This window comes from Amycolatopsis sp. NPDC049688 (assembly GCF_040674975.1).
In the GTDB taxonomy this organism is placed as follows: Bacteria; Actinomycetota; Actinomycetes; order Mycobacteriales; family Pseudonocardiaceae; genus Amycolatopsis.
On sequence record NZ_JBFANY010000002.1, the window covers coordinates 509,526 to 528,238 of the forward strand.

26 protein-coding genes are annotated in these 18,713 nt (G+C 70.5%); 15 read left to right on the forward strand and 11 right to left on the reverse strand.

The window, feature by feature from the left end:
* Positions 1–52: 52 nt before the first annotated feature.
* Entirely contained in the window at positions 53–691 is a 639-nt protein-coding gene (locus AB0J55_RS08325) for a pyridoxal 5'-phosphate synthase (RefSeq protein WP_364244589.1), read from the reverse strand.
* 1 nt (position 692) lies between these two features.
* Positions 693–1,319: a hypothetical protein gene (locus tag AB0J55_RS08330; RefSeq protein ID WP_364244592.1), complete on the reverse strand. Its 627-nt coding sequence runs from the start codon at positions 1,317–1,319 to the stop codon at positions 693–695.
* Positions 1,320–1,388: 69 nt separating this feature from the next.
* On the opposite strand from AB0J55_RS08330, the gene AB0J55_RS08335 reads away from it, so the two are divergent.
* Positions 1,389–1,919, forward strand: coding sequence for a DUF2020 domain-containing protein (locus tag AB0J55_RS08335; protein ID WP_364244594.1), 531 nt, complete (start codon positions 1,389–1,391; stop codon positions 1,917–1,919).
* 146 nt (positions 1,920–2,065) lie between these two features.
* A complete protein-coding gene (locus tag AB0J55_RS08340; RefSeq protein ID WP_176173818.1) occupies positions 2,066–2,518 on the forward strand; it encodes a hypothetical protein in 453 nt (150 codons plus the stop codon).
* A gap of 154 nt (positions 2,519–2,672) precedes the next feature.
* On the opposite strand, the gene AB0J55_RS08345 is transcribed toward AB0J55_RS08340, so the two are convergent.
* On the reverse strand, positions 2,673–3,212 hold the full coding sequence (locus AB0J55_RS08345) for a hypothetical protein (RefSeq protein WP_364244597.1): 540 nt from the start codon (positions 3,210–3,212) through the stop codon (positions 2,673–2,675).
* 90 nt (positions 3,213–3,302) lie between these two features.
* Here AB0J55_RS08345 and AB0J55_RS08350 point away from each other — a divergent pair, with 90 nt between their 5' ends.
* A complete protein-coding gene (locus tag AB0J55_RS08350; RefSeq protein ID WP_364244600.1) occupies positions 3,303–3,821 on the forward strand; it encodes a peptidylprolyl isomerase in 519 nt (172 codons plus the stop codon).
* 130 nt (positions 3,822–3,951) lie between these two features.
* Entirely contained in the window at positions 3,952–4,905 is a 954-nt protein-coding gene (locus tag AB0J55_RS08355; RefSeq protein WP_364244603.1) for a rhomboid family intramembrane serine protease, read from the forward strand.
* Here AB0J55_RS08355 and AB0J55_RS08360 read toward each other — a convergent pair.
* Positions 4,902–5,279: a PH domain-containing protein gene (locus AB0J55_RS08360; RefSeq protein WP_364244606.1), complete on the reverse strand. Its 378-nt coding sequence runs from the start codon at positions 5,277–5,279 to the stop codon at positions 4,902–4,904. The two genes, AB0J55_RS08355 and AB0J55_RS08360, sit on opposite strands and share 4 nt — an antisense overlap.
* A 112-nt stretch (positions 5,280–5,391) precedes the next feature.
* Positions 5,392–5,658 carry a cell division protein CrgA gene (gene crgA / locus AB0J55_RS08365; protein WP_013221990.1) on the reverse strand — a complete coding sequence of 89 codons (267 nt, stop codon included), beginning with the start codon at positions 5,656–5,658 and terminating at the stop codon, positions 5,392–5,394.
* A gap of 273 nt (positions 5,659–5,931) precedes the next feature.
* On the opposite strand from crgA, the gene AB0J55_RS08370 reads away from it, so the two are divergent.
* Genes AB0J55_RS08370 through AB0J55_RS08385 form a run of 4 tightly spaced genes read left to right on the forward strand, consistent with a single transcriptional unit; the run spans position 5,932 to position 8,616 of the window.
* Positions 5,932–6,915 carry a class E sortase gene (locus AB0J55_RS08370; RefSeq protein WP_364245964.1) on the forward strand — a complete coding sequence of 328 codons (984 nt, stop codon included), beginning with the start codon at positions 5,932–5,934 and terminating at the stop codon, positions 6,913–6,915.
* On the forward strand, positions 6,915–7,070 hold the full coding sequence (locus tag AB0J55_RS08375; protein WP_003079060.1) for a hypothetical protein: 156 nt from the start codon (positions 6,915–6,917) through the stop codon (positions 7,068–7,070). Before AB0J55_RS08370 ends, AB0J55_RS08375 begins: the two co-directional genes overlap by 1 nt.
* Positions 7,071–7,126: 56 nt before the next feature.
* The gene (locus AB0J55_RS08380) at positions 7,127–7,630 is read left to right on the forward strand and encodes a protein phosphatase (RefSeq protein WP_364244609.1); all 504 of its coding nucleotides are present in this window, start codon (positions 7,127–7,129) and stop codon (positions 7,628–7,630) included.
* Positions 7,627–8,616, forward strand: coding sequence for an LLM class flavin-dependent oxidoreductase (locus AB0J55_RS08385; protein ID WP_364244612.1), 990 nt, complete (start codon positions 7,627–7,629; stop codon positions 8,614–8,616). The genes AB0J55_RS08380 and AB0J55_RS08385 overlap by 4 nt, the downstream gene beginning before the upstream one ends.
* Here the strand turns inward: AB0J55_RS08385 and AB0J55_RS08390 are convergent.
* The 3 genes from AB0J55_RS08390 to AB0J55_RS08400 all read right to left on the reverse strand — a co-directional run bounded on the left by AB0J55_RS08390 (position 8,585) and on the right by AB0J55_RS08400 (position 10,513).
* Positions 8,585–8,971, reverse strand: coding sequence for an SCO5389 family protein (locus AB0J55_RS08390; protein WP_364244614.1), 387 nt, complete (start codon positions 8,969–8,971; stop codon positions 8,585–8,587). The genes AB0J55_RS08385 and AB0J55_RS08390 overlap by 32 nt on opposite strands.
* A 97-nt stretch (positions 8,972–9,068) precedes the next feature.
* Positions 9,069–9,803: an ABC transporter permease gene (locus AB0J55_RS08395; protein WP_364244617.1), complete on the reverse strand. Its 735-nt coding sequence runs from the start codon at positions 9,801–9,803 to the stop codon at positions 9,069–9,071.
* Entirely contained in the window at positions 9,800–10,513 is a 714-nt protein-coding gene (locus tag AB0J55_RS08400; protein WP_364244620.1) for an ABC transporter ATP-binding protein, read from the reverse strand. Before AB0J55_RS08400 ends, AB0J55_RS08395 begins: the two co-directional genes overlap by 4 nt.
* 169 nt (positions 10,514–10,682) lie before the next feature.
* On the opposite strand from AB0J55_RS08400, the gene AB0J55_RS08405 reads away from it, so the two are divergent.
* Entirely contained in the window at positions 10,683–12,506 is a 1,824-nt protein-coding gene (locus tag AB0J55_RS08405; RefSeq protein WP_364244623.1) for a histidine kinase, read from the forward strand.
* Positions 12,446–13,102: a response regulator transcription factor gene (locus tag AB0J55_RS08410; protein WP_364244626.1), complete on the forward strand. Its 657-nt coding sequence runs from the start codon at positions 12,446–12,448 to the stop codon at positions 13,100–13,102. The genes AB0J55_RS08405 and AB0J55_RS08410 overlap by 61 nt, the downstream gene beginning before the upstream one ends.
* Positions 13,103–13,176: 74 nt before the next feature.
* On the opposite strand, the gene AB0J55_RS08415 is transcribed toward AB0J55_RS08410, so the two are convergent.
* Complete coding sequence (locus tag AB0J55_RS08415; protein ID WP_364244628.1) at positions 13,177–14,040, reverse strand: SDR family oxidoreductase; 864 nt, start codon at positions 14,038–14,040, stop codon at positions 13,177–13,179.
* 112 nt (positions 14,041–14,152) lie between these two features.
* Here AB0J55_RS08415 and AB0J55_RS08420 point away from each other — a divergent pair, with 112 nt between their 5' ends.
* The gene (locus AB0J55_RS08420) at positions 14,153–14,557 is read left to right on the forward strand and encodes a helix-turn-helix domain-containing protein (RefSeq protein ID WP_364244631.1); all 405 of its coding nucleotides are present in this window, start codon (positions 14,153–14,155) and stop codon (positions 14,555–14,557) included.
* Positions 14,558–14,617: 60 nt separating this feature from the next.
* On the opposite strand, the gene AB0J55_RS08425 is transcribed toward AB0J55_RS08420, so the two are convergent.
* Positions 14,618–15,937, reverse strand: a complete 1,320-nt coding sequence (locus AB0J55_RS08425) for an FAD-dependent oxidoreductase (protein WP_364245966.1) — start codon at positions 15,935–15,937, stop codon at positions 14,618–14,620.
* Positions 15,938–16,049: 112 nt separating this feature from the next.
* Here AB0J55_RS08425 and AB0J55_RS08430 point away from each other — a divergent pair, with 112 nt between their 5' ends.
* The 4 genes from AB0J55_RS08430 to AB0J55_RS08445 all read left to right on the forward strand — a co-directional run bounded on the left by AB0J55_RS08430 (position 16,050) and on the right by AB0J55_RS08445 (position 18,526).
* A complete protein-coding gene (locus tag AB0J55_RS08430; RefSeq protein ID WP_364244633.1) occupies positions 16,050–16,694 on the forward strand; it encodes an aminodeoxychorismate/anthranilate synthase component II in 645 nt (214 codons plus the stop codon).
* Positions 16,691–17,482, forward strand: a complete 792-nt coding sequence (locus tag AB0J55_RS08435) for an ABC transporter ATP-binding protein (protein WP_364244636.1) — start codon at positions 16,691–16,693, stop codon at positions 17,480–17,482. The genes AB0J55_RS08430 and AB0J55_RS08435 overlap by 4 nt, the downstream gene beginning before the upstream one ends.
* Complete coding sequence (locus AB0J55_RS08440; protein WP_364244639.1) at positions 17,470–18,111, forward strand: hypothetical protein; 642 nt, start codon at positions 17,470–17,472, stop codon at positions 18,109–18,111. The genes AB0J55_RS08435 and AB0J55_RS08440 overlap by 13 nt, the downstream gene beginning before the upstream one ends.
* Positions 18,112–18,211: 100 nt before the next feature.
* Entirely contained in the window at positions 18,212–18,526 is a 315-nt protein-coding gene (locus AB0J55_RS08445) for a hypothetical protein (protein WP_364244641.1), read from the forward strand.
* Here AB0J55_RS08445 and AB0J55_RS08450 read toward each other — a convergent pair.
* Positions 18,484–18,696: a DUF397 domain-containing protein gene (locus tag AB0J55_RS08450; protein WP_364244644.1), complete on the reverse strand. Its 213-nt coding sequence runs from the start codon at positions 18,694–18,696 to the stop codon at positions 18,484–18,486. The genes AB0J55_RS08445 and AB0J55_RS08450 overlap by 43 nt on opposite strands.
* Positions 18,697–18,713 lie beyond the last annotated feature (17 nt).

The following is an 18,713-nucleotide window of genomic DNA, read 5'->3' on the forward strand; positions in this document are numbered from 1 at the left end:
GCCTGCATCATGCGCACACCCGGGCCGGGAGCGCATACCCCCGAACGGCTCGTCACGGCCAGAGGCGCTCGCGGACCCAGCCCTCGCCCGACTTCCGGTACCGCAGGCGGACGTGCCGCCGGTCGTGGCTCGCCTGCCAGAACTCGACCTCGTCCGGGTCGACGAGGTACCGCGTCCAGGTTTCCGGGGCCACGTCCGGGTTCTCTTCGACCCAGCGTTCCGCCTCCGCGGCCGCCGCGGTCAGGTCGGCCGGGTCGTGCAGCACCTGGGACTGGTGCCCGATGAACGCCTCGACGCGGGACGCCGGCGGCCGGGCGAGGAAGTCCGCCGCGGAGACCTCGGGTGCGGCCGGGGAGACCGGCCCGCGCAACCGGACCTGGCGGCCGCGGCCGGGCCAGAAGAACGTCAGCGCCGCGCGCGGGTCTTTCCGCAGCTGCAGGCCCTTCGGGCTCTCCGAGCTGGTCGCGACCGCCCAGCCGGCCGGCCCGACGTCCTTGAGGATCACCACGCGCGCGTCGGGCGCGCCATCCGCGTCCACTGTGGACAGTGTGACGGCGTGCGGGGCCAGCACGTGCTCGCCCGCCTCGGTCAGCCACTCGACGAACAGCGCCTGCGGGTCCGGCGGGGCCGTTTCCGGCGTGAACACGGGAAGTTCTTCGGGGAACGACGGCCAGCCGCGCAACTGCACCATGTCAGTAACCGTACGGGCCCGGCTGCGGCTGGTGTCCCGGTGGTGGCGGGCCGACGACCGGCGGGGGCGGCACCTGCGGCGCCGGCGGCGGCATCGGGTGCTGGGGCTGCTGCTGCGCCTGCTGCCACTGCACCTGCTGGTAGACCTCGGCGGGCTGCGGGAAGCAGTACGTCAGCTTGGCGTTGATCGACCCGTGCATCGCGGCGCCCCAGAACTTGCCGCCGACGAACGCGTGCAGCTGCCCGGCCGAAAGGTCGACCGCGACCATCCGCGTCTCGCCGCCGAACTGGTTGCCCGACTTCGCCGACGCCGCCTGCGCCGCGTCCGGGTACACGCGGCCGCCGACCAGCCCGGCGATGACCACCGAAGTCGCCGTCCAGCCCATGGTGCCGACCAGGTTCGCGCGGGCGTGCTGCGTGGCGCGGCCGGTGAAGTCGTACAGCGCCGCGGCCGAGACCTCGGGAACGGCGGCGGCGATGACGCAGTAGTTCATCTTCGTCATCAGCACCGACTCGATGAACAGCCCGGCGACGGCCGTGGCCGGGCCGATCGGCACGGTGTGCAGCCGGCCGCCGGCCCGCTGGATGCGCTCGGCCATCGCGCCGAGGTACTGCTCCGGGGTGAGCACGCGGCCATCGTCTCACGCCGACGTCAGCCAGCGGTTTCCACACATGCTTCGTGGTTGACTGTCCGCGCTATGCGACGACTCGTACTTCTCGCGCCCGCCGTGGCCCTGCTGGCCGCCTGCAGCCCCACCGTCGTGACCGGCACCGCGGCCCCCAGCCCGCCGTCGGCGTCCACCGCGGCGGGCACCGGCAGCCTGCCCCCGGACCCCCAGCCCGGCGCGACCGAGGACTGCCCGTACCTCGGGAGCGAATTCGTGGCCGAGTCGAACGGCCAGCACGTGTCGAAGGTGCGCGTGTCCGCCGACCAGCCGCACCCAGCGTGTTTCTTCTATCGCCCGGACGGGAAGGTCCAGCTCACCGTCCGTGTCTACGTCGGGGACGCCAAGACGGCGACGGCGCTGGTCAACAAGGCGGCGCCGGTCGACTCGTCGAACCCCGCGAGCGACCCCTCCGGCTGGAAGGGGGGCTATTTGTCGACCGACGACGGGGCCGTCTACGCGGTCTCGAAGGGCGGTGCGGCGGTCATCGCCTCCACCAACCAGAAGCAGAGCGTGAAGGCACGCACAGTGGTCAAGAAGACTATCTCCGCCCTGAAGCTCTAGGTAGCGACCTCCACACGGGTGAGTGATGTTGATCTTGTATTACCCTGTGCGTCACGCGCAGGCTTCGTGGACTCGCGCACCGCAGCCACCGGGGACCCCCACCCCGGGGCGGGGCACCAACTCTGCAAGGACAAAGGACAAGATTCGTGGCTGACACCCTCAAGGAAATCCTGCTCGACTCCAGCCGTCGCCCGGCTGTCGTTTCCGACTTCGAGACCCTCGTGGACGCCGAGGTCTCGGACAAGGGCGGCGTTTCGGGTGCCGTCGTCAAGACCGGCTTCGCCGCGGTCAAGAAGATCAAGCCGGGCATCATCCCCTCGGCCGTCGACACCCTGCTGCCGGACTTCGCGTCCGCGCTCGAGCCGTTCTACGGCGACTACCGCGCCAAGGGCGGCAACGACTTCGGTGCCTACCTGTCCAGCCGCTCGGACGAGGCTTCCGACGCGCTGCTGAGCGTCACCGACTCGCGCGCGGAGAAGAGCAGCCGCGACAGCATCAAGAAGGTCTACTCGAAGCTGCGCCCGAACGGCAAGAAGAACGTCGAGGAGGCGCTGCCGCGTCTCGGCCAGCTGATCGACAAGCACGCCGCTGCCGTCTGATCGGTTTTCGAGCACGACTGAAGAGGCCCCCGGCTGCACCCCCGGGGGCCTCTTCGCGTGTGAGACTTATTCAGCCGTCGTCCGGCGCCAGGTAGCTGAGGGTGCGCCGCCGGCGGTCCGTTGCGCCGGACTAACCAGAACAAGTCTCACTTGTTCAGTTCTTCTTGTCGGCGGCGGGCGCCGGAGACGGAGCCTTGCCGTTCGCCTGCGGAGTCGGCTTCGCCGCTTCGGCGGGCTTCGGCGCGGGCGGGGTGGCCTTCGGCGGCGCGGGCGCGACCGGCGGCTCCTGCTTCGAGCGGAGGGCGTAGGCGGCGCCGGCGCCGACCACGACCAGGCCCAGCAGCCACGGCCACTTGCGGCGGCTGCGGGTGCCCTTGGCGGCCGACTTGGCCTCGGACAGCGCGGCGTAGAAGTCCTTCTTCGCCGCCTTGAAGTCCTTCTTGCCGCGGCGCTTCGACTCGCCGGCCGCCTTCGCGGCCTTGATGGCGGCCTTCTTCGCCTTGCGACCCGGCTTGCGCAGCTCGGACAGGCGCGCGACCGCCTCCTGGCGAGCGGCCTTCGAGCTCTTCTTGAGCTCCTTGCGGGTCAGTTCCGTCTTCTTCGCGAGCTTCTTCTGCGCGCGCCGCCCCTGCTTGACACCCTCGGTGACGAGTTTGTCGGCGGTCTCGACGGCCTGGGCTGTCGCCCGGGACATGGGCTTCACCTCATCATTCGTTTTGACACTGCACTGTTACCCGTAACCTATCGTGCCCCTTTTCCGCGCCGCCCGCCCGCAGATGGCACGATGGCTTCCGTGAAAGCTACGCTGCACACCAACCAGGGTGACATCCACCTGAACCTGCTCCCCGACCACGCGCCGAAGACGGTCGCGAACTTCGTCGGGCTCGCGGAAGGCACCAAGGAGTACACCCAGCCGAACGCGGCGGGCACGAACTCCGGCCCCTTCTACGACGGTTCGGTCTTCCACCGGGTCATCGACGGCTTCATGATCCAGGGCGGCGACCCGACCGGCACCGGCCGCGGCGGTCCCGGCTACAAGTTCGGCGACGAGTTCCACCCGGAGCTGCAGTTCAGCAAGCCGTACCTGCTGGCCATGGCGAACGCCGGGCCGGGCACGAACGGCTCGCAGTTCTTCATCACCGTCGCGCCGACGACCCACCTGAACTTCCGGCACACGATCTTCGGCGAGGTGGCCGACCAGGAGTCGCGCAACGTCGTCGACACGATCGCGCGCACCTCGACCGGCCCGGCGGACCGTCCGCTGGCCGACGTCGTGATCGAGAAGATCACCATCGAGCACTGAGGCTTATTCTGGTTAGGCCGCCACGCCCCGCGCGCGAACCGCAGGTCAGAGCGACGTCATGTGGCGGCCGACGGCTGAATAAGCCTCACTGACGGCCTGCTGACGGCGGTTTCGGTAGGTTGGTGTCATCGTGAACCAACCGCCGAACCCCGCCGCCGAGCAAGCCGCGCTGCCCGGGTGCTGGTGGCACCCGAACCGCCCGACCGGTCTGAGCTGTTCCCGGTGCGGGCGTCCGGCGTGCCCGGATTGTCTCCGCGAAGCCCCCGTCGGCTTCCAGTGCACCGACTGCGTCCACGCCGGCGGCCAGCAGGAACGCCGTCAGCACCGCGGGTACCAGGAAGCCGGTTTCGGCCAGCGGACGGTCTTCGGCGCGCGCCTCTCGCAGTCGGTGCTCGTAACCCAGGTCATCCTCGCGGTGAACGTCCTGGTCTACCTCTTCACCGTCTTCCAGGCCCAGAGCCTCAACGACAACGACACCTCGAACGCCTTCCAGCGCGGCAGTCTCTACGTCACCGCGACCCTGGGCCACGGCGAGTGGTGGCGGGTGCTGACCAGCGGTTTCCTGCACTACGGGCCGATCCACATCGCGGTCAACATGTTCTCGCTGTGGATGATGGGCCGGGCACTGGAGCAGGTCTGCGGCCGTGGCCGCTACCTCGCGCTCTACTTCGTCTCGATGCTCGGCGCGTCGACCGCCGTGCTGATCTTCGACCAGGACGGGCCGCCGACGGTCGGGGCGTCCGGGGCGCTGTTCGGCCTGATGGGCGCCTACGCGGTGATCGTGCTGAAGCTGCGGCTGAACCCGACCGGGCTGATCATCACCCTCGCCCTGAACGCGTTCATCACGTTCGGCATCTCCGGCATCTCGATCTGGGCGCACGTCGGCGGCCTGGTGACCGGCGCCCTGGTCACCCTCGCGCTGCTCTACGCCCCGCAGGTCAACCAGGTGCGCTGGCAGACCGTCGGCCTGGCGATCATCGTGCTCGCGCTCGCCGGCCTGCTGGCGTACGAGACGAGCCGGTTCGGCACGGCGACCTGCGGCTTCGTCCCCTACCGCGGCGTCCCGACCTACTTCTGCGCCTAGCTGCGCGCTCGCAGCGTGCTGAGGACGTCCAGGACGTCCCGCGGGTCCTCGCCGAGGTCCAGCCACCCGAAGACGTACAGCTCGTCCTCGTGCTCGATCTCGAGCGTGACGCCGTCGCGGCCCAGCCGGCGGGTGGTGCGCAGCCGGGTGCGCGTCTGGGCCCACGGCAGCCGGTGCGTGCCGCCCAGCGTCCGGGCGGCCAGGCCGTCCGGGCCGGCGGCCAAGCGCGGCCGGACGACGGTGGCGTGGACGGCGAACGCGCCGACGGCCACCGCGGCGAGGGCGAACAGCACCAGCCCGCCGCGGTCGCCGGTCAGCGCGTCGGCCACCACGCCGGCCAGCAGCAACGCGGTGACCGCCCAGGCCGATACCACAACGGCCTGCCGGGGCGCCCAAGAGGTGGGGTAGTTATCCACAGGGGTTATCCACACTGGGGATGAGTCACACCGCTGTAATTAGGCGTCAAGCGGCCGTTCGGGGTAATCCTCACCGCCAGCGCATGGTCATCAGCAGACCCGCGATCATCAGCGCGAACCCACCGGCGAAGTTCCAGTTGCCCAGGTCGGCCATCCAGGAGATCTTGTCCCCGGCGATGTAGTTGACCAGCAGCCACACCAGGCCGATCAGCATCAGCCCGAACATGGGGATCTTCCAGGCGAGGCCGGTGGGGCCGGCGGCCCGCACCTTCACCGGCGTGCGCCGGTCGGCGGGCGGGGTGTACGCCGTCTTCTTGCGGACCTTGGACTTGGGCATCGTGTGTTCCTCGCGGTGCTCTTCGGGCTCGTCTGGTGGCGATGTCCCGCTGAGGGTGCGCAACCAGCGCCACGTGCACACGTTAACGTAAACGACCGCAGGAAAGCAGCGGCCAGGAGTGGTCGGATTTCCCGGACCGTGACAACGGCGTCACCCAGGGTTCGACGCGGCTTGAGAGGAGCTTGCGTGGCTACGCGCGAAGGACCGGACGACGACCGGCGCAGATACCCCGGACAGCCCCCACGTCGCCCCGCCACGCCCCCGCGCGGTCAGCTGCCGCCTCGCCAGCCCCCGCGGGGCTTCCAGGGTCAGCCACCGCGGCGCCCGCCAGGTCCGGCGCCCCGCCGCTACGCCAGCCCGCCCCCGCCGCCCGGCGCGAACGAGGAGACCGTCATCTTCGCCCCGGTCGGGAAGGGCGGCACGGCGACGAAGGAGAAGCCCGCCCCGGCCCCGCTGGGCAAGGGCGGCGTCGCCATCCGGACCGCCGGCGAAATCCTCATCACGCTCGGCCTGGTCGTGCTGCTGTTCATGGTCTACGAGCTGTACGTGACCGACCTGTTCTCGGCGGGCAAGCAGTCCGAGGCGAGCGACCAGCTCGACGGCGAATGGGCGCACGACCGCACGCTGCACCCCGAGCTGGTCGACGGCAAGGCGTTCGCCCGCATCCACATTCCCAGCTTCGGCGTGGACTACAACTTCACGATCCAGGAGGGCACGGACGACGCGGCCCTCGAGGTCGGCCCCGGCCACTACAAGGGCACGGCGCTGCCCGGCGAGCCCGGCAACTTCGCCGTGGCCGGTCACCGCGTCGGCAAGGGTGCCCCGTTCAACGACCTGGACAACCTCTCCTCCTGTGACCAGATCGTGATCGAAACCTCCACGGACTTCTACATCTACAAGGTCCTGCCCTACGACGACGAGATGAAGGACTGGGCCGGGGCCAAGGGCGCCGACCCGAAGTGCAAGGGCGTCTCGACCCTGCGCGACCCGAACGCCGAGGACGGCGGCGCGTACAGCGAGACGTTCGGCCGCAAGGTCGTGCTGCCCAGCCAGGGCACCGCGGTGAACCCGGTCCCGTACAAGGGCGCGGACGTGCTGCCGAAGGCCCAGCAGGCCGCCCTGCTCACGCTCACCACCTGCCACCCCCAGTTCTCCGCCCGCGAGCGGCTCATCATCACGTCGGTGCTGACCCAGCAGGTGCCGAAGAACCAGGTCAAGGACTACGGCGACCTGCTGTCGAAGATCGGGGAAGCCTGATGTACGCCTGGATCTGGCGGAAGCTGCCGGGCCCGTTCGCGGCCAAGCTGACGATCGCGGTCGTGCTGGCGCTCGGCGTGGTGGCGCTGTTGATGTTCGTGGTGTTCCCGTGGCTGGAGCCGCGGCTGTGGTTCAACGAGGTCGCGGTCAACTGACCCGGAACCGGCCGGGGCCGCGGTCCGTTTCCCCTCTCGGGAGAGGGGGGAGCGTCGTGAGGACACGCCAGAAGGACCGGCACAACCCGCCGCCGGAGGACCCGTGGAACGAGATCCGGCCGGGGCTGTGGATGGGCGGCCACGTGCGGGTCGGCTCCGACGGTGAGGAACCGGTCGTGGTCGGGCGCGAGTTCGACCTCGTGCTGAGCCTGTACCGGCGAGACGGCCACGGCCCGGCACCCGGCGTCGAGCACCACTTCGCCGAGATGCCGGACGGCCCGCTGACCGAGGCCCAGATCGGCGAGGCCGAACGCTTCGCCGGCCTCGCGGCCGAGGCGGTCCGCGCGGGCCGGCGGACGCTGGTCCGCTGCCACGCCGGGCAGAACCGGTCCGGCCTGGTGGTCGCCCAGGCCCTGGTCGAGCTCGGGATGGACCTGCCGGCGGCGATCGTCCTCATCCGGCAGCGGCGCGGGCCGGGAGCGCTGAGCAACCAGCTGTTCGTGCAGTACCTGGAGAGCGGCCTGCCGACGGCCCGCCTGCTGACCGGGCTCGGTTCTTGAGGTTCGGCGCCTTCCTGGTCAGCGGCCGCTTCCCCGGCCAGGCCGACGGTGCTGTCCTCCGCCGGTCGGTCCGGGCCGCCGAACTGGCGGAAGAGGCGGGTTTCGACGACGTCTGGTTCGCCGAGCACCACTTCGTGCCGTACGGCGTCTGCCCCTCGGCCATCACCCTCGCCGCGCACGTGCTCGGCCGGACGTCGCGGATCGGGGTCGGGACCGCGGTCAGTGTCCTGCCGACCACGCACCCCGTCGCGCTGGCCGAACAGTGGGCGATGCTCGACGCCGTTTCCCGAGGGCGGCTCCGGCTCGGCGTCGGCCGCGGTGGTCCGTGGCAGGACCTCGAGGTGTTCGGGACCGGGCTGGAGCGGTACGAGACCGGATTCGAGGAGACCCTCGACGTCTTCCTGCGCGCCGCCACCGGTCGCGTCGAAGGCCGGGGCCGGCACTTCGCCTTCCGCGAGGTGCCGGTGGTGCCCACCCCGGAACGGCGGCCGGACGTGGTCGTCGCCTGCAGCGGGCCGAAGTCCGCAGCGGTGCGGCAGGCCGCCGAACGGAATCTGCCGTTGCTCCTCGGCCTGCACGCCGACGACGAGGAGAAAGCCCGAACTGTCACGGCCTACGGGAAGCCCGCGGACCACATTTCCACCGTCCTCTGCCAAGTGGGTGACGCCGACCTGGTGCGCAAGGCGCTGCCCGGGTGGCTGGAGGACGGGCTCGGTGCGCACGTCACCGTGGACGGGCGACCCGGACCCAGCCGGGATCCGCGGGCCTACACCGAGCGGCTCTGCGCGATCCACCCGGTCGGCGAGGCCGCCCACTGCGTGCGGACGCTGGAAAAGAGCCTCCGGCGCACCGGCGTCTCCCACGTGCTGATGCTCGTGGAAGCGTCGGGAACGCCGGAGGGCACGTTCGAGAACATCGCGCGGATCGGCGCCGAAGTGCTGCCCGCGCTGCGAGCTAGCAGTCGCGCAGTTCCGGGCTCTGGTTGAGCAGCTGGCCCCGCGGGGACACGAACGCCCGGTGGCGCTCACTGTCCACTTCGGACCCCCGGAACACCGCCACCCGGTGGCAGTTCTGGAACGCCAGCTTGACGCCGAAGTGCCGCTCGAGGCCGCCGCGGATCGCGTCCGAGGCCAGGGCCCGCAGGAGCTGACCGCGGGCCGCCTCGCTCGGCGGGGGTGTCTCGTTGTCGGCGAAGCCGTCCACCTCCGCGTCGGCGATGACTCCGGTGATGACTTCCCAGGCGTAGGGCAGGGATTCCTTGACGCAGGTGACGAACTCGGCGTCGGTGACCTCGCCGCGCTCGGCCTTCTCCAGCAGCGCGGGTGACACGTCCAGGGACATCGAACCTCCAGTTTGAGCAGGGCCACCCTCCTGGCTACCGGCCGGGTGGCCCCTTCACAAGAGAAAACGATGATCATCACCACTTTGGCGGAAGGGCTCACTCCCAGCGGAACAACCGGGCCGCCAGGGCCGTCCCGAGCACCGCGAACGCGGCCAGCGCCGCCAGCTGCAGCGGCTGCACGCCCGTGCCGACCCACGTGTCCTGCAGGGGCTGCGAGCCCGGCGGGACGTAGTCGCCGATGCGCTGCAGCACCGACGGCAGCAGCGGCCGCGGCAGGTACACGCCGCCGAAGAACATGATCGGGACGAACGTGAGCATCGCCAGGCCGTTCGCGCTCTTCGCCGTGCCCGCGATCGACGCCGTGATCAAGCCCAGCGAAAACGTCGAGACCACGCCCAGCAGCAGCGTCACCGCGAACATCAACGGGTGCTTCGGCAGCGGGACGTCGTAGACCGTGTTGGCCAGGCCGAGCAGCAACGCGATCCCCGCCAGGGCCACCACCACGTGGATCACCAGCTGCGCCACCAGCAGGTTCGCCGGGTGCACCGGGGTCGTGGCCAGCCGGCGCAGCACGCCCTGCTCGCGGTAGGCCGCGACGGCGGCCGGGATCGACTGCAGGGCGAGCATCGCCAGGCTGATCACCACCAGCGACGGCACCCAGGCGTCGATGAACCGGTAGCCGCCCGCCGCGTCGCTCGGCTTGGTCATGCCCGGGATCGCGCCGATCGCCAGCAGCAGGATCGACGGCAGCAGGACGCCGGCGACGGCCATGAACGGCGACCGGAGGAAGATCTTCGCCTCGGTCGCGGTGATCTTGGTGAAGGTGCTCATCGGACGCTCCTGGTCAGCGAGACGAACGCGTCGTCCAAAGTGGATGCATTGGCGGATTCGCGGAGTTCGGCCGGGGTGCCGGTGGCGACCACGCGGCCGGCGTCGAAGATCGCGACGCGGTCGCAGAGGCGTTCGGCCTCGTCCATGAAGTGGGTGACCAGCAGGACCGTCACGCCGGCGGCACGGACGCCTTCGACGAGCTGCCACGTTTCGCGGCGGGCGTGCGGGTCGAGGCCGGTGGTCAGTTCGTCGAGGATCGCCAGCTCCGGCTGCCCCACCAGCGCCAGCGCGATCGACACGCGCTGTTTCTGGCCGCCGGAAAGCTTCCCGAAGTAGCTGCGGGCGTGGTCGCGCAGGTCGAGCTGGTCGAGCAGGACGTCGATGTCGGCGGACTGCGGGTAGAAGGACGCAAACAGCTCCAGAGCTTCGCGCACCCGCAGCTTCGCGGGCAGCTGGCTTTCCTGCAGCTGGACGCCGACGCGGCGGGTCAGCTCGGTGTGGTCGGCCGCCGGGTCGAGGCCGAGGACGGAGATCGTGCCGCCGTCGGCGTGGCGCAGGCCCTGGAGGCATTCGACGGTGGTCGTCTTCCCGGCGCCGTTCGTGCCGAGGATGCCGAAGATTTCGCCGCGCTCGACGGTGAACGAAACGCCGTCGACCGCGACCCGGTTGCCGTACTGCTTGCGGAGGTCGGTGACTTCGATGAGTGGCATGGCAACCAAGCTACGAACCGGCGGGCGCGTCCGTAATGACGCTGAAACCCCAGCTCAGGTAGCGTTTTGCTGAAGCCGGGGTGGGGCTGGGCCCACCCCCTTCGTGGGGCTCGGGGCAGTGCGTGCACCGGCGTGGGGAGACGAAGATCCCGGGGGAAGGAGGTGCCGCATGACGTACCTGCGTGCGCTCGGCCGGGCGCTGGCGCTGGCCGCGTTCTCGTTGCTCAGCTGGGTCGACGTGCTGGTCGAGCTGGTCGCGTTCGCGCTGCTGTGCGTCGGGATCGTGTTCTTCCTCGGCCCCGCGGTCGAATGGACCCGTGGCCGCTCGGCGGTCGCCCGGACGCTGGCCGGGCGCTGGTGCGGGGTCGAGGTCGCCGTGCCGTACCAGCCCGAACCGCCGGAGCCGGTGCGCGAGCGCGACGGCTGGTACCGCGACGGCAACCAGCTCTACAAGCGGGCGTTCTGGATCCGCTGGCAGCACCGCCTGACCTGGGCGCTGGAAGACCCGGCGGCCGGCCGGGAATTCACCTGGCAGCTGGTGAACCCGCTGCTCACGCTGCTGCTGCCGGTCGCCGTCCTGCTCGGCGGCCCGGTGGTGCTGCGCGGCTACGGCCGGTGGACGCGCTGGATGCTCGGGCCGCGGCCGCCCGTCGACCCGGCGCGCAAGAACTGGCTGCACCGGCACCTCGAAGCGCTCGGGCACCAGGCCGGGCTGTTCGCGGTTTCGGTGGTGCAGCTGGTGTTCTCGGTCTTCCAGCTGGGCGTCATGGTTCTCTTCGTGCCGCTGGCCGCCCCGGTCGTGCTGTGGAACCGGACGATCACCGACACGCTGCGGCGCGAGGCCGGGAACTGGACCGGGGTGCAGATCCTGCGGCCGTACCTGCCGCCGCCCGGGCTGCCGGTGCCGCGCGCCGACGGGCTCTACCAGGTCGGGCGGCAGTTGTACGAGGAGCCGTTCTGGCCGGTCCAGCACGCCCGCACGCGGTGGATCTACCGCGACCGCGCCACCTGGCGCGACCTCGCCGGCAGCCTGCTCGTCCCGCTGGTTTCGTTCGTCATGCTCCTGCCGACGGTCGTGTTGGTCGGCCGCGGCCTCGTCGGCCTCGGGGCGCTGTGGATCTGGCGCCCGTTCGTGTCGCCGCGCATCGACTGGCCCCCGTTCCCCGTGGTGTCGACGCACCTGGGTGCGCTCGCCCAGACCCCGGTCATGCTGGTGATGGCCTTCACCGGCTTGGCCGCGGCGCCGTGGCTCGCCCGCCAGCAGGCCCGCTTCGCCCGCGTGTGGTTCGGCCCGACCGAGTCGACGCGGCTGGCCCAGCGCGTGGAACGGCTGAAGCAGACCCGCTCCGACGTCACCGTCACGCAGGCGGCGGAGCTGCGCCGGATCGAGCGGGACCTGCACGACGGCATCCAGTCGCGGCTGGTCGCGATGGGGATGAAGCTGGGCGCGGTCGAGGCGCTGGTGGACACCGATCCGGCGGCGGCGAAACGGCTCGCGGCGGAGTTGCGGGCGGCGTCGTCGGAAGCGCTCACCGAGCTGCGGGTGCTGATCCGCGGCATCCACCCGCCGGTGCTGTCCGAACGCGGGCTGCTGGACGCGGTGCGCGCGCTGGCCATGGACAGCCCGCTGAAGTCCGAGGTCACGGGCTCGCTGCCGGGACGCGTCGAGGAGCCGGTGGAGGCGTGCGTGTACTTCGCGGTGTCGGAACTGCTCGGCAACGCGGCGAAGCACGGCGCGAAACGGGTGTCGATCGACGTGGCTTTCGCCCACGACCTCCTGACGGTGGTCGTGGTCGACGAAGGTCCGGGCGGCGCGAACCCGGCCCGGGGTTCGGGACTGCGGGGAATCGAGCGCCGGCTCGGCGGCTTCGACGGTAGGTTGACGCTGACCAGCCCGATCGGCGGCCCGACGAAGGCGCTACTGGAGATCCCGTGTCAGCTCGACCAAGAACCCTCGTCGCCGAAGACCAGTACCTCCTCCGAGACGGCCTGACGCACCTGCTGACCGCCCACGGCTTCGACGTCGTCGCGGCGGTCGGCAGCGGCCCGGAACTCGTGGCGGCGTTGCGCGAGCACCGCCCCGACGTGTCCATTGTGGACGTCCGGATGCCGCCGACGAACACCGACAAGGGCCTGCAGGCCGCGCTGGCCGCCCGCCGGGACGTCCCCGGGCTGCCGATCCTCGTGCTGTCGCAGCACGTCGAGCAGCTGTACGCGCGCGAGCTGCTCGCCGACGGCACGGGCGCGATCGGCTACCTGCTCAAGGACCGCGTGTTCAACGCCGAGCAGTTCATCGACGCGGTCCGCCGGGTCGCCGCCGGCGGCACGGTGATGGACCCCGAGGTGATCGCGAAACTGGTGGCGGGCAACGCCTCCGACCCCCTCGCCGCCCTGACGACGAGGGAGCGCGAAGTCCTTTCGCTGATGGCGGAGGGCTGCTCGAACGCCGCGATCGCCGCGAAGCTGCACTTCAGCGAGGGCGCTGTCGGCAAGCACACCGCGAACATCTTCGCCAAGCTCGACATCACGGCCTCGGACGACACGAACCGCCGGGTGATGGCCGTCCTCGCCTACCTCGGCCGCTCGTGAGTGGTAAGGCGAGTTAGAACTCGCCTTACCACTCACGACCTTTAGCCGTAGACGGCCACGTCACGAGTTCGACCTCAGGGATGCAGGGCGACCGCCAGTGCCTCGGCCAGGGGCACGGGTGGGCGGCCGATCAGGCGGCGCAAGTCGCCGGAGTCGGTGTACATCTCGCCGCGGTTCATGCCGCGGTCAGCGTCGGCGAGGACTTCCGCCAGCTCGGCGGGCAGGCCCGCGGCGGCCAGTACCTGGGTGAGGTCGGCCACCGGGAGGTCAGCGTAGGTAACCTGCTTTCCGGCCGCAGCGGAGATCGCGGCGGCGAGCTCGGTCAGGGTGAAGGATTCGTCGCCGCCGAGCTCGTACACGGCGCCGGTGTGGCCTTCGGTGGTGAGGACGACCGCTGCGGCCTCGGCGTAGTCGGCGCGGGATGCGGCGCTGATCCGCCCCTCGCCTGCGGCGCCGGCGACGGCGCCGTTCTGCAGGATGTGGAGCAGTTGGCTGGTGTAGTTCTCCAGGTACCAGCCGTTGCGCAGGAGCACGCTGGGGATTCCGCGGCCCCGCAGGTACGCCTCGGTCTCGCCGTGCGTGGCGCCGATGACGGTGGTGGCCGTGTCCGCGTGCGTCGTGCTCGTGTACGCCACCAGCGACACGCCTGCGGACGCTGCTGCGTCGATCACGCGGCGGTGGTTGGCGAACCGCTCGCGCACGGGGACCGAGGCCGAGATCAGCAGCAGCCTGTCCGCCCCCGCGAATGCCTCGGCCAGGCTGTCGGTGTCCGCGAAGTCGGCGCGGCGCACTGTGACGCCCCGGTCGGCCAGGTCCTTGATCCTGGCGATGTCCCGGCCGGTCGCGATGATGTCCGCGGCCGGGATCCCGCGCCGTAGCAGTGCCTCGACGGTGAGCCTGCCCAGCTGGCCGGTGGCTCCGGTGACGACGATCGACATGATGGTCATTCCTTTCTTCCGCGGAACCCAGAATGACCTGGACACTCTCTGCTGGGGAGTAGCCACTTCTTGGTAGGGTACTTACCGGACCGAAAGTATTGAGGTGAGCCGGATGGCTGCTGCCGAGAACGTGACCGGGCTCATCCCGTCATTCGATCCGTATGAGCGCGGCTGCCCGTCGCGGGACCTGCTCGATCAGATCGGCAGCAAGTGGGCGGTCCTCGTGCTGGGCGAACTCGGCCGGAACGGGGCCTCCCGGTTCAGCCGGCTCCGGCAGGCGCTGGCCGGCGTGAGCGAGAAGATGCTCACCCAGACGCTGCGCACCCTCGAACGCGACGGGCTGGTCAGCCGGACCGTCTACCCGGAGGTGCCGCCGCACGTGGAGTACGAGCTGACCGCGCTCGGCCAGACGCTGCGGGAACCGCTGAAGGCGCTCACGGAGTGGTCCGTGCTGCACATCGAAGAAGTCATCACCGCCCGCGAGCAGTACGACGACCGCACCGAGCGCACCAGGTAACCGGCGGCCGCTCGTGAGTGTTAAGGCGAGTTCTAACTCGCCTTAACACTCACGAGAACCCTAGCCGCGCGAAACGCGGGTCATCTCCTCGCGCTCGACCACCTTGATCCGCTCGCGGCCCGCCGCCGAACCGAGTGCCTTCTCGTGGGCGTCCAGGCGGCCCCAGCCGTCCCAGGTCGTGAACGGGATGCCGCGGGCGCCCAGGAAGTCGAGGATCGCGTCCGGGGACGTGTACTTCGGCGGCGTCAGCGTGTCCGCGTCCGCCAGCAGGCTCGCGATCGTCTCCGCTGCGTCGCCCTTCGTGTGGCCGATGAGCCCGATCGGGCCGCGCTTGATCCAGCCCGTCACGTACACGCCCGGCAGCTGGTTCTCGTCCAGGTCCAGCACGCGGCCCGCCTGGTTCGGGACCACGCCGGCCACGTGGTCGAACGGCAGCTCCGGCAGGTGCGAAGACAGGTAGCCGACCGCGCGGTACACCGCCTGGACGTCCCAGTCGTGGAACTCGCCCGTGCCGCGGACGGAACCGTCGCCGGTCAGCTCGGTGCGTTCGGTGCGCAGGCCCGTCACGCGCCCGTCCGAACCCAGCACCGAGACCGGCGAGTGGAAGAAGTGCAGGTGCAGCCGCCGCGGCCGGGTGCCCGGCTCGCGGATCGCCCACTCCTGCAGCGTCTTCACCACCATGTCGATCTGCTTCGACGCCCGCAGCGCGGCGATGCTGCCTTCGTCGAACTCGATGTCCTCGGGGTACACGATGACCTCGACGTTCGGCGAGTGGTCCAGCTCCCGCAGCTCCAGCGGGGTGAACTTCGCCTGCGCCGGCCCGCGGCGGCCGAACACGTGCACGTCCGTCACCGGGCTCTGGCGCAGGCCCTGGTAGACGTTGTCCGGGATGTCCGTGGTCAGCAGCTCGTCGGCCGTCTTCGCCAGGATCCGCGCCACGTCCAGGGCGACGTTCCCGACGCCGAGGACGGCGACCGAAGACGCGGTCAGCGGCCAGGTGCGCGGGACGTCCGGGTGGCCGTCGTACCAGGAGACGAAGTCGGCGGCGCCGTAGCTGCCGTCGAGGTCGATGCCCGGGATGTCCAGCGCGCGGTCGGCGGACGCGCCGGTCGAGAAGATCACCGCGTCGTAGAACTCGCGCAGCTCGTCGAGCTTGATGTCGGTGCCGTAGTCGATGTTGCCCAGCAGCCGGACGTTCGGCTTCGAGAGCACCTTCTCCAGCGCCGTCACGATCCCCTTGATGCGCGGGTGGTCGGGCGCGACGCCATACCGGATCAGCCCGAAGGGCGCGGGCATCCGCTCGAACAGGTCGATGGAGACGTCGGCGTCGGACTTGTCCAGGATGTCGGCGGCGTAGATCCCGGCGGGACCGGCACCCACCACGGCTACACGAAGAGAACGGCTCACCCGACCCACGGTAAGTTAGGATCACCTAACCTAAAATGTGATTTGGCGTACGGTCCACCAGGTGGGAGCCGGTAAGCTCGGCGCCATGCGCGTTCTCGTCGTCGACAACTACGACAGCTTCGTCTACAACCTGGTCCAGTACCTGGCCCAGCTCGGCGCCGACTGCACGGTCTGGCGCAACGACGTCGTGGACCTCGACCGCGTGCCCGAGTTCGACGCCGTGCTCGTTTCGCCCGGCCCGGGGACGCCGGAACGCGCTGGTCAGAGCATGGACGTCATCCGCAAGTGCGCCGAGACGCGCACCCCGATGCTCGGTGTCTGCCTCGGCCACCAGGCGCTCGGCGTGGTCTACGGCGCGACCGTCGACCGCGCGCCCGAGCTGCTCCACGGCAAGACGAGCCAGGTCCGCCACGACGGAGCCGGCATCCTCGAGGACCTGCCCGAGGTGTTCACGGCCACCCGGTACCACTCCCTGACCGTGGTCCCCGACACCATCGACGACGCTGTCTTCGAGATCACCGGCCGCACCGAGTCCGGCATCGTGATGGGCATGCGTCACCGCGAGCTGCCGCTGGAAGGCGTCCAGTTCCACCCGGAGTCGGTGCTCACCGAGGGCGGCCACCGGATGCTGGCGAACTGGCTGGCCGCGGCCGGCCACCCGGTCGATCCGGCGCGGGTCGACGAGCTCGAGCGGGCGACCAAGGCGCTCCAGAAGGCCGCTGTTGCGTGATCCGGCTCGCGGGGGTCGGCAAGCGGTACGGGCGCGGTGACTTCGTCCTCCGCGACGTCGACCTGACCGTCGAGCCCGGGCACGTCGTCGGCATCCTCGGCAGCAACGGCTCCGGCAAGTCGACGCTGCTGCGGATCATGGCCGGCGTCTCCCACGCGACCACCGGCACCCTCACCGGCAACCCGCGGATCGGCTACCTGCCGGACCGCTTCCCGGCCGGCCAGCGCATGGGCGCGCGGGCCTACCTGCGGCACATGGCCCGCATCCACGGTCTCGCGGACTTTTCGGTGATCGACCCGCTGCTGGAGCGGCTCGCCCTCGTCGGCGGCCCGACGGCCCCGCTGCGCACCCTGTCCAAGGGCAACGCGCAGAAGGTCGGGCTCGCCCAGGCGGTGATGGTCCGGCCCGACCTGCTGATCCTCGACGAGCCGTGGTCCGGTTTGGATGTCGGCACGCACGCGATCCTCGGCGAGCTCGTCGCCGAGACCCGGGCGCGCGGCGCGAGCGTCGTGTTCACCGATCACCGGCCGCAGGTGGTGCACGACCACGCCGACGTCGTCCACCTCATGAACGAAGGCCGGCTGACGGCCGAGAGCGCCGAGCCGACCACGCGGATCGTGCTGCGCGGCGGCGAAAGCGGCTGGGCGGGCGAGCCCGGCGTGCGGCACGCGGTGGTGGAAGGCACGCAGGTGGTGCTGACGGTCGAGATCGCCGCGGTGGACGCGGTGCTGCTGCGCGCGTTGAAGGACGGCTGGTCGGTGCGGGAGGTGGCGCCGTGCTCGCCCTGACGCGGTACTACCTGGCGCTGCTCGGGCATTCCCAGCGGTACCTGCCGGCCCTGCTGGCGTACCTCGCGTTGTGCGTGATCCTCTACGCCGACCCGCATTCGCCGCCGCTGCCGTTGTTCGGGGTGAGCGCGGGCGGGCTGCTGGTCGTGGCCTGCTGGCTGACGATCGCGCTGCTCGACATCGAAGACCCGGTGCAGCGCCTGGTGACGCTGAGCCACGCGCGGCAGTGGCGCCGGATGATCACCGGCGCGGTGCTGACCGTGCTGGCCTGCTCGCTGGTCCTCACGGCGATCACCGAGGTGTGGTCGGCGATCAAGTCGGTCAAGGTGCAGCCGTCGGCGCTGGGGATCGGGTTGCTCGCGCACCTCGCGTGCGCGCTGCTGGGGATCGCGATCGCGCTGCCGTGCTCACGGCTGCTGGTGCAGCGCGTCGGCTGGACGGTCCTGGCGGCGGTGATCACCCTCGTCGTCGTGCTGCTGGCCAAGATTCCGCTGGTCCACCCCCTGCTGCACGCCCTGACAGACGACGAACCGGTCGCCGGTCCGCTGGTGCTGGCCCTGGTCACGTCGGTGGCGATGCTGGCCGTCAGCTTCTTCGCGGTGTCGGCGCTGGTGCGCCGGCGGTCCTGACTGCAAATTGCAGAATTCAGTTTCCTCCCCGGGCTTTCGGGGAGGACACGAACGCGACTAAGGTTCGTGTCCTCTCCGGTTCTGGGTGAAGGGAGACCGGGTGACGGCTGGGATCGTCGCGATCACCGTGCCAAACTCCGACCGCGAGCTTCCGGAGCTCGCCGCCTGGTTGCGCGGCGAAGACGAGCTCCGCGGCCGGGTCCAGGTCTTCGACGCCGTCGTGGTCGGGGTGTCGAGCAAGTCCGCCGGGGTGTTCTGCCGCTCGCTGTGCGCGTGGCTGACGCGCGGGGCGGGCAGCGTTTCCCTGAAGGTGAAGCGCTCGGGCGCCGCCGAGGAGCTGGAGCTCGACTGCGGTGCCGCGAGCGACGCCGATCAGGTGCTCGGTGCGGTGCGGGGATTCCTCGACAAGGCGTGACCCAGCAAGGCATCCCACGCCGGACCGGAGACGGTCAGATGGCCGGCCGCGCGGGCTTTCGTGTCACGAATACCGACAGCCGGACCGGCGAACGCGACCTCGACGCACTCGCCACCGTTGCTGCTGCTGTAGCTGCTCTTGAACCAGTTAGGGGACTCGGGGGCAGTCATCACACACCCCTTCAGGT

Bases quoted from the DNA above. Each gene is read 5' to 3' on its own strand.
- AB0J55_RS08345 (WP_364244597.1), bottom strand. From the start codon at position 3,212: ATGTCCCGGGCGACAGCCCAGGCCGTCGAGACCGCCGACAAACTCGTC.
- AB0J55_RS08375 (WP_003079060.1), top strand. From the start codon at position 6,915: ATGTACGCCTGGATCTGGCGGAAGCTGCCGGGCCCGTTCGCGGCCAAG.
- AB0J55_RS08325 (WP_364244589.1), bottom strand. From the start codon at position 691: ATGGTGCAGTTGCGCGGCTGGCCGTCGTTCCCCGAAGAACTTCCCGTG.
- AB0J55_RS08350 (WP_364244600.1), top strand. From the start codon at position 3,303: ATGGCTTCCGTGAAAGCTACGCTGCACACCAACCAGGGTGACATCCAC.
- AB0J55_RS08335 (WP_364244594.1), top strand. From the start codon at position 1,389: ATGCGACGACTCGTACTTCTCGCGCCCGCCGTGGCCCTGCTGGCCGCC.
- crgA (WP_013221990.1), bottom strand. From the start codon at position 5,658: ATGCCCAAGTCCAAGGTCCGCAAGAAGACGGCGTACACCCCGCCCGCC.
- AB0J55_RS08390 (WP_364244614.1), bottom strand. From the start codon at position 8,971: ATGTCCCTGGACGTGTCACCCGCGCTGCTGGAGAAGGCCGAGCGCGGC.
- AB0J55_RS08420 (WP_364244631.1), top strand. From the start codon at position 14,153: ATGGCTGCTGCCGAGAACGTGACCGGGCTCATCCCGTCATTCGATCCG.
- AB0J55_RS08405 (WP_364244623.1), top strand. From the start codon at position 10,683: ATGACGTACCTGCGTGCGCTCGGCCGGGCGCTGGCGCTGGCCGCGTTC.
- AB0J55_RS08430 (WP_364244633.1), top strand. From the start codon at position 16,050: ATGCGCGTTCTCGTCGTCGACAACTACGACAGCTTCGTCTACAACCTG.
- AB0J55_RS08395 (WP_364244617.1), bottom strand. From the start codon at position 9,803: ATGAGCACCTTCACCAAGATCACCGCGACCGAGGCGAAGATCTTCCTC.
- AB0J55_RS08450 (WP_364244644.1), bottom strand. From the start codon at position 18,696: ATGACTGCCCCCGAGTCCCCTAACTGGTTCAAGAGCAGCTACAGCAGC.
- AB0J55_RS08415 (WP_364244628.1), bottom strand. From the start codon at position 14,040: ATGTCGATCGTCGTCACCGGAGCCACCGGCCAGCTGGGCAGGCTCACC.
- AB0J55_RS08400 (WP_364244620.1), bottom strand. From the start codon at position 10,513: ATGCCACTCATCGAAGTCACCGACCTCCGCAAGCAGTACGGCAACCGG.